Here is an 11,427-nt window from a genome sequence, read left to right as displayed (position 1 = left end):
AGGCTGTGGTTGCCACATGATCAATTGTCATGGCGAATTTTTTGCCGGGTAGTCGACGAGGACGGCGTACTGGCCGTGTGCCTATCCCGCTCGTGCGATGGCACCCTCGTGCCCGTGTCCGCGTTCGGCCTGCCCGGCCGCACCTTTCGTGGTGGGCGTCAGCGTCGGATGGTGCAGATGAACCGTATGATGCACGTGCCGTCCGGCGACCCGGGCGGTACCTCGCATTTCGTTTGTGTAGGTGTCGTCCGCGCGGGCGGGAGGGGCATCGGGGGGACGTTCCAGGGGGCATGGCCCGTTTTTTCAGCATCAGTGCTGGGGCACGCCCCGGAATCTTGATGCTTCTTGACATTTTTTCGCAGAGCTGTGACCTGTGCCTAGATACATAGATGTCCGCGCTCGTATCGCCTACCGGCGGGCGGCCCTGACGCCGAGGCCGCCGCCTCCGCCCGCAGGATCGGATGGCGGACGACCGATGGCCCCGTGGCCACGGCCCACGGCTCCACGGGTTCGTGGGTTCATGTTGCGAACAGGTTTCGGTGGGGGTCACTGGTTGGCCCGCGGGGCTCCCGCAGCTAGTGTTCGGGGAGTGGAATCGTGGCTGAACGCAGCCGGCGTCGAGGGGACCGGCACCAGTTGGGAGCCGATCATTCGCTACTGGTAGGCATCCCCGGGTCATCCGTGCCCCGTCCCACAACTCCATACCGATGCCGCTCACACCTGTGCGGGAGAGTCCCGGTCGCTCGCTGGTCGGGACGCCGAAGGAGCAAGCTCTCCCCATAAACTCTCAGGCCCCCAACCGCCGGGTCAGGCAACTCTGGAAAGTGGACGCCGTGAGGTGTCCCGCCGACGGTGAAAGCCGCGTTCCCCGCCCGCAGCTCCCCGGACTGCCGGCGGCGGCGCCGGTGAAGCTCTCAGGCCTATGACAGAGGGGGAGGCCCGCCGCGGCGCCGGCATGATCCGTCGTCGCCCGACCTCCGGAGCAGTCATCATGCCTGACGTCACCGAGTACGACGACACCCCCTATGCCGATGGACCGGCCACGGCCGCCATGGCCGGCACGACCGCTCCCGCGTCGTCGCACGCGCGGTCGGGGGCGCCGCGGCAGGGTAGCGCCGCGGCGGTGGGCAGGAACGGTGCGAGGCGGCTGCCCGCCGCGGCCATCCCGCGGTTTGCCGATCGGCACATCGGCCCGGACCCGTCCTCCCAACGGGCGATGCTGGATGCGCTGCGCGTGGAATCACTGGCCGCGCTCATTGATGCGGCCGTCCCGGCGAGCATCCGTGACCAGGATCTGGATCTTCCCGCGGCGCTGAGTGAACCCGCGGTGCTCGCGGCCCTACGCGCGTTCGGTAGCAGGAACCGACCGGTTTCCTCGATGATCGGGCTGGGGTTCCATCCCGCGGTGATGCCGGGAGTCATCCAGCGCAACATCCTGGAGAGCCCCGCCTGGTACACAGCGTACACGCCGTACCAGCCGGAGATCTCCCAGGGCCGCCTGGAGGCGTTACTCAACTTCCAGACGATGATCACTGATCTGACCGGCCTGGCGGTGGCCGGAGCCTCCCTGCTGGACGAGCCGACCGCGGCGGCCGAGGCGATGCAGATCGCGTTCCGGACGGTGAAGGGTTCCCGCACGACGTTCCTCATCGAGGCCGACACCCTCCCGCAGACCATTGCGGTGGTCGCGACCAGGGCGGAGGCGCTGGGGATCAACGTGGTGGTCGCGGATCTCGCCGCCGGACTCACGGCCGTGGGCCCGGCGGAACTGGATGCGACCTTCGGCCTGCTGCTGTCTTATCCCGGGCCGGCGGGCGTCCTGCGGGATGTGCGTGGTGTGATCGCAGCGGCGAGGGAGCGCGGCATCGTCGTCACGATCGCCGCCGATCCGCTGGCGCTGACCCTGCTGCGGGCGCCTGGTGATCTCGGCGCGGACATCGCGGTGGGGAGCACGCAGCGGTTCGGGCTACCGCTGTCCTTCGGAGGCCCGCACGCCGGCTACCTCGCAGCGCGTAAGGGGCTGGAGCGGTCCCTGCCGGGGCGGCTCGTCGGGGTATCGGTCGACGCGGACGGCGCACCCGCGTACCGGCTCACCCTGCAGACCCGTGAGCAGCACATCCGGCGGGAAAAGGCGACGAGCAACATCTGCACAGCCCAGGTGCTGCCCGCGGTACTCGCCTCTATGTACGCGGTCTACCACGGCCCGGAGGGCCTGGCCGGGATCGCGCGTCGCCTCCACGGGCACGCGGTGCGCCTCGCCGAAGGCCTGCGCGCCGCCGGTGTGACGGTGGTGCACGACGCGTTCTTCGACACCGTCCTCGCCGCGGTACCGGGCCGGGCCGCCCAGGTGGTTGCGGACGCGTTGGCGCGGGGAGTGAACCTGCGGCTGGTCGACGATGACCACGTGGGCATCTCCTGCAACGAGACGACGGGCCGGGCCGAGCTGGGGGCCGTCTGGTCGGCCTTCGGGGTGGGCCCGGAGGCCACGGCGGGCATCACTTGGACCGAGACCGAGACCGAAAGCGGGATCCGGACCGGGGCTCGGACCGGGCCCGTCGCGGCGGCGAGCGATCATCTCATGGCCCGCGCGGACCAGGCAGACCAGATGGCGGACGAGCTGGTGGCGCTGCCCGCCGAACTGGTGCGTACGGATCCCTACCTGCAACATCCGGTGTTCCACGACCATCGGTCGGAGACCGCGATGCTCCGCTATCTGCGTCGACTGTCCGATCTTGATCTGGCTCTCGACCGGGGCATGATCCCCTTGGGGTCGTGCACGATGAAACTCAACGCGACCACGGAGATGGCCGCGGTCACCTGGCCGGAATTCGCCGACATCCATCCATTTTCTCCGCTGGGCCAGGCCGCCGGATATCTCGCGATGATTCAGGACCTAGAGCGTTGGCTTGCGCAGATCACCGGGTATGCGGGGGTTTCCCTCCAACCGAATGCCGGCAGTCAGGGTGAGCTCGCCGGGCTGCTCGCCATCCGGGCCTATCACCGCGATCATGCTGTTCCCGGGTCCGTGGTGCGAAACATCTGTCTCATTCCCTCCTCGGCGCATGGGACGAATGCGGCGAGCGCCGCGATGGCGGGAATGCGGGTGGTCGTTGTCTCCTGTGACGACGACGGGAACGTCGACCTGAACGATCTGGCCCGCAAGGCCCGCGCGAACGCGGACGCGTTGGCGGCGCTGATGGTCACCTACCCGTCGACCCATGGTGTGTACGAGGAGGGCATCGGGCAGGCGTGCGCGATCGTGCATGAGGCCGGCGGCCTGGTGTACGTAGACGGAGCGAATCTCAACGCTCTGGTGGGGCTCGCCAGGCCGGGGCAGTTCGGGGCCGACGTGAGCCACCTGAACCTGCACAAGACGTTCTGCATCCCGCATGGTGGCGGGGGTCCGGGGGTCGGCCCGGTCGCCGTGGTCGAAAAACTCCTACCCTATCTGCCGAACCACCCGCTGCGGCCGGAGGCCGGACCGGCCACCGGAGTGGGCCCGATCTCGGGATCCCCATGGGGCTCGGCCGGAATTCTCATGATTCCGTGGGCCTACATCCGGATGATGGGTGCGGATGGCCTGCGCCGGGCGACCTCGGTGGCCGTCCTGAACGCCAACTACATTGCCCACCGGCTGCGTCCGTACTATCCGGTGCTCTACGCGGGCCGGGACGGGCTGGTCGCCCATGAGTGCATTCTGGACCTACGGCCGTTGACGAAGATGACCGGCGTCACCGTGGACGATGTGGCGAAGCGTCTCATCGACTACGGTTTCCATGCTCCGACCATGTCCTTCCCGGTTGCCGGAACACTGATGGTCGAGCCGACGGAGAGTGAGGATCTCGGCGAGATCGATCGTTTCTGCGACGCGATGATCTCCATTCGGGCCGAGGTGGAAAAGGTTGGAGACGGTATCTGGCCGCGGACCGACAATCCCCTGAATAATGCTCCGCATACCGCACAGATGGTTACCGCCGACGAATGGTCGCACGCTTATCCGCGATCGGTGGCGGCCTATCCCGTCGCTTCGCTGCGGGCCGCCAAGTACTGGCCCCCGGTACGTCGGATCGACGACGCCTATGGTGATCGCAACCTGGTCTGCACCTGCCCACCGGTGGGATCCTTCGCCGCGGAGCCGGTCGACGAGCAGATTCTCGCGGGGGCCCGCTGAAGACGGGATGCTGACGCGGCCGCCGTCGATCTTCTCCATCGCGGCGGCGGCCGATGCGAGGCCGAACGGTCCCGCTGGGTAGTCTGCCGCGACCTCCAAACTCTTCCCTGACGGAAGAGTTCAGAAGTCGAACTCTTCGTGGCGTAAGGATTATCGCTCGTCCGCTCGTCCGCTCGTCCGCTCGTCCGCTCGTCCGCTCGTCCGCTCGTCCGCTCGTCCGCTCGTCCGCTCGTCCGCTCGTCCGCTCGTCCGCTCGTCCGCTCGTCCGCTCGTCCGCTCGTCCGAGCGGGGTCGAGCGGGAATGAAGTGGACTTGAAATTCCTGTTACCGGTCTTGACCATGGATCATGTTCGCCCAATAGTGGTGTACTGACTGTCATAACGGGTCATTCGGCGATGACACTCCGGCAGGTCGCCGCTTGAACAACAGGAGGTCACGGCGGATGGATCCTCGGATGGAAAAACAGCTGGCAAGGGCCCGGCGGGTGGCGGTCGACATCGGCCTCGGTCCGGCGCTGAAGCTGGTGCGTGACAACGTCGTCCCTACCGCCCGCCGCAATCGCAGCGACGATCGGCATCTGGCGCTGCTGCTGTCCTTCGTTCTCCGGGAGGACTCGAACTGTATCGACGTGGGCGCGCACAAGTGGTGACGTTCTCCGGATCATCCTCCAGCACGCCCCGGGAGGCCGGCACGTCGCCTATGAGCCGTTGCCGCACATGGCCGCGGCGTTGACCACCGATTTCCCGGCGGTGGAGGTACGGCAGGCCGCGCTCGCCGACCAGCCGGGGGTGCTGCCCTTCACCTACGTCCGTAGCAGGCCCGCCTACAGCGGGCTGCGTGATCGGGTGCCCGACAGCGAGGACGTCGAACAGATCGAGGTCGCGGTCGAGACGCTGGACGACGCGATGCCGGCCGACTACCGGCCGGCCTTGATCAAGGTCGACGTCGAGGGGGCGGAGTACGGGGTGTTCAAGGGCGGCCAGAAGCTGATCGGCTTCAGCCGGCCGTATCTCGTCTTCGAGTTCGGTGCCGGTGCCCGGGACTACGGCACGACGGCCGACGAGATGTACACGCTCGTCGACAGTGATCTCGGGCTGCGCATCTTCGATCTGGACGGCGACGGTCCTTACACGTTGCCCATGTTCCGGGCGGCCTTCGCGTCGGGGGCGCACTTCAACTTCGTTGCCCATCCCTGAGGTGCGTCGCGGAAACGTCCGCGACGGCGGTCGTCAGCCTGACTTTCCGATCATCGGCTCGTAGTGGTCCGGGCGAGGCTCGCCCTTCGTGATCGCCCCAGCCGGGATCCGTCCGAGCGGGGCGGATCCCGCACAATGAGTGGACAAATGATCAGATAAGAGTACCCATCAGGCTTCAAACGCTCCTGTACGAAGAGCAACCATTCGATACGGTTTCAGCAGGTCGCGGCGTTCGACTCGTCGTTCGACCCGCCGAAGCCAGGCGGGTGGGATCAGTGTTGCTGTGGGTGCCGTGAGCGGCAACGGAATGCCGCAAGGCACCACAGGCGTACGCGGCCGGTACGCGTGCCACCCGCATGTTCACACTGAGAGGCTGCTCATGGCCCGGTCCTTCCGGGGCGGCTGTTCACCGCCAGCCGGTCCTGCATGGTCGACAGGTCCGATTCCCTCGGTCAACCCGACAACGAACGCCCATCGACGGCATCACGCCCAGCCGGGCGACGCACCGGTCCGGACCTCCCGGCGGACCCCGGCACCGCTGCCACGCCCGCTGTCCCGCACGGATCCCGCGTCGCGAACCGAGGGGTGATGCCGGCTCCATCGTGGCGGCGCGCCTGGCGTAGCCACGTCTGGCTCGTCTATCTCTGTCTCGGTCTGATCGCCATCCTCGTCTACGGCCAGCTTCCCACGACCGGCGGCCCACGCGTCGTCCGGCTGGTCATCTACCTCTGCCTCAGCACCTCGGCCGCGGGGGCCGTGTTCCTCGGCCTGCAACGCCAGGAGCTGACCGACCGACGTCCCTGGTTGCTGATCGGAATCAGCCAGGTGATGTACGCCATAGGCGATGGCGCCTTCTACATCTTTCACTATGTGCTTGACATCACAGACTATCCGGCTTTGCCGGATGCGTTGTATCTGGGCCACTACCCGCTGCTCGTCGTCGGTCTCGTTCTGCTGACCCGGCGACGGACCCAGGAACGGGACATCGCCGGCCTGCTCGACGGGTCGATGTTCCTGCTCGCGGCGGTTCTGTTGTCCTGGCTCTACCTGATCGCGCCGCAGGTGCGTGCGGGCCAGGAGCTGTTCGTCGGCGTCACCTCGGTGGCCTATCCGGCGATGGATCTGGCGTTGCTGGGGGTGGCCATCCGTCTCGTGGTGGGGCACGGGAGCCGCCCACCCGCCTTCTTCCTGCTGGCGGGCAACCTGCTCGCCATCCTGACCGCCGACACCATCTACGTCGCGCAGCAGACGAACGGGGCCTTCGAGGTCGGCAACTACCTCGACGCGATCTGGTTGACGGGCAACCTCGCCCTCGGCGCCGCCGCGCTGCATCCGACCATGGTCGACCTCACGCGGCCGGCGCCCCCGCGTGCGCAGGCGCGCAGCGGCTGGCGCCTGGTGGCATTGTCGAGCGCCGGGCTGGTGGCTCCCACCGTGCTGGCCGTGCAGGTGATCCGTGGTGATCTACGGGATCTGCTGGTCGTCGTGGTCGTAAGTGCGATCATGATGATTCTGATCATCGTTCGGATGGCGGGCCTGGAGGCCGACCAGCGGCGTCTGGCGATCACGGACGGGCTGACCGGCCTGCGTACCCGCCGCTATCTGGAGGCCGAGATGCGGTTGGCGGCCGGTCGGGTACGACGCACCGGATCCGGAATGGGGCTGATCCTCGTCGACGTCGACCACTTCAAGTCGGTGAACGACCGATTCGGCCATCCGGCTGGTGATCAGGTGTTGACGGAGGTGGCTCGGCGACTGCTGGTCGTGACCCGTCCCGGTGACGTCGTCGCCCGTTACGGGGGTGAGGAGTTCGCGCTGCTCACGCTGAATGTCCGGGGAGGCGCCCTCGCCGATATCGCCGAACGTCTGCGCCGCGGCGTCGGACGGGAACCCGTCCGGATCGTCGTGCCCGCGCCGCGAGTTCTGGACCCGCCGGCCCGAACGGGGGAGTCCGGGGCGGCGGGGTCTACCGAGCCGACGAGGGTGCGCGGCCAGGCCCGGTCGGGTGCCGGTGTCCGGGGAGACAGCGGCGAGGAGTCTCTGCTGATCGCGGTGACGGTCTCGGTCGGAGCGGCGGCCCTCCCCGATCACGCGGACGACACCTTCGCGCTCGTCGCAGCCGCGGATCGCGCGCTGTACGCCGCGAAGGCCGCGGGACGGGACCGGGTCGCGATCGGTTCCGCCGGACCGGGCTACGACGTTGGTGATTATGAAGTCGGTGAAACGGCTGGTTTGAGTAGGCAGCCCCCGGCCCCGGATGCCGGATCCGCCGCGGTGCCCTGGCGTACGCGATGGTGAGCGCGGCCACGGCGGCGGGCAGGCCGGCGAGCGCCGCCTGATCGTCCGTCTTCGGGAGGGTCCGGTCGCGCGCCGGTCTTCCTTCCGTGGCCATAACCGAAAGAGAGTAGGACGCCGTGAGCGATTCCGCCCATCCGGTGGCATCGGCGGGCCGTGCGGGGGTAGTTCTTTCGGATCGGTCCCGGAGCAACCGCTCCAGGTGCTTGGTCGGGTACCCTCCGTGGCGCGGCGGGGTCATGTGTCGTGCTGGTGCGGCGCCGAGTGTTCGCTCCTTGTCCCGGAAGCGGTGGTTGTTCCCCTCGAGAAAGATGGGGAGTGACGGACACGGTCGTAAGACCGATACTTTGACGCTCCAGTACCTGCATGTGGCGGACCGGTCGTTCCCGGGTGGTCGAGAGGCGGAAGTGGTGAACCGGAACACGCGGGGAGGTACCGGCGACGACTCGGGCGGATGAGGCGTTGTGAACGGAGGTACCCAATCGTGCGGTCCGGGGTGGCTGGGGGATTCCCTACCCAGCCCGTCTGATACCGCCGGCAATGCCGCACCAGATCCCCATCTGGACGTCATCACCGGTACGGGCTGTCCGTACCCAAGAAAGGTCACGAGAGAGGGGCGTCCGTGCGAACGCTCGAACCCACCAGCCTCGACCTCGACTCGATCGAGGTCGACAAACTCGCCAAGGGCATCACTCTGAGTCTACTCATCCCGGCCCGTGGCCCGGAGGCGGCTCGAACTCTCGGCGACATCATCGCACTCAACCGGCAACGCTGGATGCAGGAGCGCAGAGTGCTGGACGAGATCGGCGTGGTTGTCGACCCGTCGTCGGACGGGGACGAACATGGCCTGATGCGCATCGCGACCGACGCGGGCGCCAGCTGGGTCGTGCGTGGAGAATCGGTCCTGCAGCGCCACGCGGGTCGAGAGGCCACCACGACCGGCGGCAAAGCGGGCGCGATGCGTAGTCTCGCCTACCTTGCATTCGGTAGTCGGCTCATCTTCCATGACGCCGATCTGGAAAGCTACGATCCATATACAGTGGGTGTCCTGGCTGCCGCCGTGACTGCCGATAACGCCCCGCTTTTCGTCAACGGAAGTTCGCGTAGAGTCACTGGCGACGGGCAGCCCGGGGGGCGAACCACCGAGATGCTGCGGTCGCTGTTGTCGAAACAGCTCGCCAGGTATGTGCCGTCCATCACTCGGACAATCCAGCCCCTGATCGGGGAGTTCGTCATCGACGCGGACGTCTTTGCGGCGCTGGCGTTCTCGCGGGGGTACGGCGTCGAGACGTCACTGAAGGTTCTGGCGCTCGATCTGCTCGACTACTCCGATAGTCTCCAGATCGAACTACCGATCAAGTATCAGGTCGGCCAGCATTACCACAGTCTGGTCAAACAGTTCCATGAGATTAGTTTCACAATCGATGTTCTGGAGGCGTACTTTCAGCGTCGGCGGGTCGACCCGCACGTCGCCATCTGGCAGATCGCCGACAACTACGACCTGCTTTTCCCGGGTCGTACGTATGCGTTGCACCGGCCGCCGGGCTACGACGACACCGACTTCGTCCCGCGGCTCGGCTTCTACCAGCCGTTGGCCACGGCACCGGCTTATCAGGCGCGCTTGCCGGAGATCAAGGGTACCCGTCGGGTCGCGCTCGACGCGCTGGGGCGGCGAATGCGGACCTCGGCCTGACCGTCCGGCGGCCGGTCGCCGGACAGTTGAACCGCTGCCGCCGACCGGCCGACCGTCGACCACCAGACCGTCTGGTCGACACCGGGTGGTTGGTCGGCACCGGGTGGTCACTCCGCGGCCGGCCGGCCGGCCGGCGGGACGGGCATCACCGTGGCGAGGTTGTACCCGCCTCGCCACACGCGGATGATCGCGTCCGCCATCTGCCGGTCGAACAGATCGTCGATGTCGTCGAGGGCGGAGGGGAGGTGCCCGAACATCTCCAAGGAGATGAAGCCGTGCAACTGGGTCCAGACGGCCAGGCACACGGCGAGTCCTGCGGCGTCGATCGCGACGTCGTGGTCGCGTCCCCAGGCTTGTAGGCTGGCGCGCATCGGCGGGGTGAGCTGGGCGTCCACCGTGGCGGCGTCGATCATGCCGGCCCTGGTCGGCTCGCTCATGCAGCGGAACAGCACCGCGACCGCGCGGTGCAGCTGTGTGATCATCCGGTCGTTGGTCGACGTGGCGCAGGGGATGCCGGGGCCGAAGATCAGTCCGTATTCCGTCGGATGGTCCAGGGCCCAGCGGCGGTGCGCGCGGGCGACCTGGAGCCAGCGTTGTAGGTGGTCGTGCGGATCGGCCGCGTCGAAGGCCGCCTCCAGGGCCTCCGCCAGTGAGGCGAACCCGTCCGCGACCAGTTCGGCCAGCAGGACCTCCCGGCTGTCCACGTAGCGGTACAGGGCCGATGGGGCCATGCCCATCACCCGGGCGATCCCCCGTAGGGAGAGCGCAGCCGGGCCGTGCTCGGCCAGCTGGGCGCGCGCGGTCTGTTTGATCTCGTCGAGAGTGGCCTGCCGCAGTCGTTCGCGACGGGGAACCGGACTGCTCACCACGGTCATGGTGGGTCTCGACGAGAACGCTGTCAACTTTGCGAACGGATGCGTCTTGACACGAGCAGCGATCGCGAACACTGTTCTCTTCAGCATCGCCTGCTCTTCGGAGGGTTCCGTGTTTACTCCGCTCGTGGCGCTCGTGACGCGCCGCCCGCGTCTGGTCCTCGTCCTCACGCTTCTCACGCTTCTCGTGCTGCTCGGCGCCGGTGGGCTCGCGGGCGGTGCCTTCGGCAAACTCCAGACGGGGGGGTTCGACGATCCGGCGTCGGACTCCTCCCGGGCCGAGGACGTCCTGGACGCTCGCTTCCACGGCCGCCCGAACTTCCTCCTGTTGGTGACCGCCCGGGCGGGCGATGTGGATGACGCGGCGGTCGTCGCCGCGGGAAAGACGGTTGCCGCCGATCTCGCCGCCCAGGCCGGGGCGAGGGACGTCGTGTCCTACTGGACGGGGGGCGGTCCGGCGCTGCGCTCGAGGGACGGCCGGCAGGCGCTTGTCGTCGCCAGTATCCAGGACGATGACCAGGCCGCCGACATCGTTGATCATTACGAGTCGTGGGGGGGCGCGCCGGGGGCGGTGACGGTCCGGCCGGGTGGGGCCGCGACGGTCGGGGAGGACATCAGCGGACACGTCTCGGCCGACCTCGCCGCCGCCGAGTCGTTCGCCATTCCCATCACGTTGGCGTTGCTGGTCATCGCGTTCGCGGGCGTGGTTGCCGCCCTGCTGCCGCTGGGTATCGGGCTGCTCGGCATGCTGGGTGGCTTCGCCGCGCTTTCGGTGATCGGTGATCTCACCGATGTGTCGATCTTCGCGGTGAACCTGGCGACGGCCCTCGGCCTGGGGCTGGGCATCGACTACTCGTTGCTGATGGTCAGCCGGTTCCGGGAGGAACTGGCGGTGGGCCGGGACCGCGCCACCGCGGTGGAGAGGACGGTCCGCTCGGCCGGCCGGACGATCTTGTTCAGCGGGGCGACGGTGATCGTGGCATTGGCCGTGATGCTCGTCTTCCCGCCGTTCTTCCTGAAGTCGATGAGCTACGCCGGGATCTCGGTGACCCTCGTCGCGATGCTGGCCGCCGTCGTGGCCCTGCCGGCGCTGCTGATGGTTCTCGGCGAGCGGGTCAACGCTTGGGGGATCGGCGGCCTGCTCGGGCTCGTGCGCCGCCGCCGCGCCGGTCGTGCCCGGCGCGGCGCGGCGATCGGGCC

8 protein-coding genes and 2 riboswitches are annotated in these 11,427 nt (G+C 67.9%); of the genes, 7 read left to right on the top strand and 1 reads right to left on the bottom strand.

Annotated elements, in window-relative coordinates; translation table 11 throughout:
• From AC08OT_RS14635 to AC08OT_RS14610, 6 genes are all read left to right on the top strand, one after another.
• Positions 1-339, top strand: a 339-nt coding sequence (locus AC08OT_RS14635) for a hypothetical protein (RefSeq protein WP_476602919.1), incomplete at its 5' end; no start/stop codon positions are given.
• Between the two features lie 376 nt (positions 340-715).
• A riboswitch (glycine riboswitch) is annotated at positions 716-812 on the top strand.
• Positions 813-936, top strand: a riboswitch (glycine riboswitch).
• 55 nt (positions 937-991) lie between these two features.
• The gene (gene gcvP, locus AC08OT_RS14630) at positions 992-4,171 is read left to right on the top strand and encodes an aminomethyl-transferring glycine dehydrogenase (protein ID WP_476593706.1); all 3,180 of its coding nucleotides are present in this window, start codon (positions 992-994) and stop codon (positions 4,169-4,171) included.
• Between the two features lie 454 nt (positions 4,172-4,625).
• The gene (locus AC08OT_RS14625) at positions 4,626-4,820 is read left to right on the top strand and encodes a hypothetical protein (protein WP_476593708.1); all 195 of its coding nucleotides are present in this window, start codon (positions 4,626-4,628) and stop codon (positions 4,818-4,820) included.
• On the top strand, positions 4,729-5,367 hold the full coding sequence (locus tag AC08OT_RS14620; protein ID WP_476593707.1) for an FkbM family methyltransferase: 639 nt from the start codon (positions 4,729-4,731) through the stop codon (positions 5,365-5,367). Before AC08OT_RS14625 ends, AC08OT_RS14620 begins: the two co-directional genes overlap by 92 nt.
• Before the next feature lie 588 nt (positions 5,368-5,955).
• On the top strand, positions 5,956-7,665 hold the full coding sequence (locus AC08OT_RS14615; RefSeq protein ID WP_476602918.1) for a GGDEF domain-containing protein: 1,710 nt from the start codon (positions 5,956-5,958) through the stop codon (positions 7,663-7,665).
• A 619-nt stretch (positions 7,666-8,284) separates the two neighbouring features.
• Positions 8,285-9,355, top strand: coding sequence for a glycosyltransferase family protein (locus AC08OT_RS14610; RefSeq protein ID WP_476593704.1), 1,071 nt, complete (start codon positions 8,285-8,287; stop codon positions 9,353-9,355).
• 107 nt (positions 9,356-9,462) lie between these two features.
• Here the strand turns inward: AC08OT_RS14610 and AC08OT_RS14605 are convergent, their stop codons facing one another.
• On the bottom strand, positions 9,463-10,230 hold the full coding sequence (locus AC08OT_RS14605) for a TetR/AcrR family transcriptional regulator (RefSeq protein ID WP_476593703.1): 768 nt from the start codon (positions 10,228-10,230) through the stop codon (positions 9,463-9,465).
• Positions 10,231-10,339: 109 nt separating this feature from the next.
• Between AC08OT_RS14605 and AC08OT_RS14600 the strand changes: the two genes are divergently transcribed.
• Positions 10,340-11,427 (top strand): MMPL family transporter (locus AC08OT_RS14600; RefSeq protein WP_476602920.1); only part of this gene is annotated, 1,088 nt, incomplete at its 3' end.

The organism is Frankia sp. CgJB1 (assembly GCF_977947065.1).
Note: the sequence above shows the minus strand (reverse complement) of the source record. Positions and strands in the feature narration are given on the sequence as shown.

Coding starts and splice junctions, on each gene's coding strand:
- AC08OT_RS14615 (WP_476602918.1), top strand. CDS start 5,956: ATGCCGGCTCCATCGTGGCGGCGCGCCTGGCGTAGCCACGTCTGGCTC.
- AC08OT_RS14625 (WP_476593708.1), top strand. CDS start 4,626: ATGGAAAAACAGCTGGCAAGGGCCCGGCGGGTGGCGGTCGACATCGGC.
- gcvP (WP_476593706.1), top strand. CDS start 992: ATGCCTGACGTCACCGAGTACGACGACACCCCCTATGCCGATGGACCG.
- AC08OT_RS14605 (WP_476593703.1), bottom strand. CDS start 10,230: ATGACCGTGGTGAGCAGTCCGGTTCCCCGTCGCGAACGACTGCGGCAG.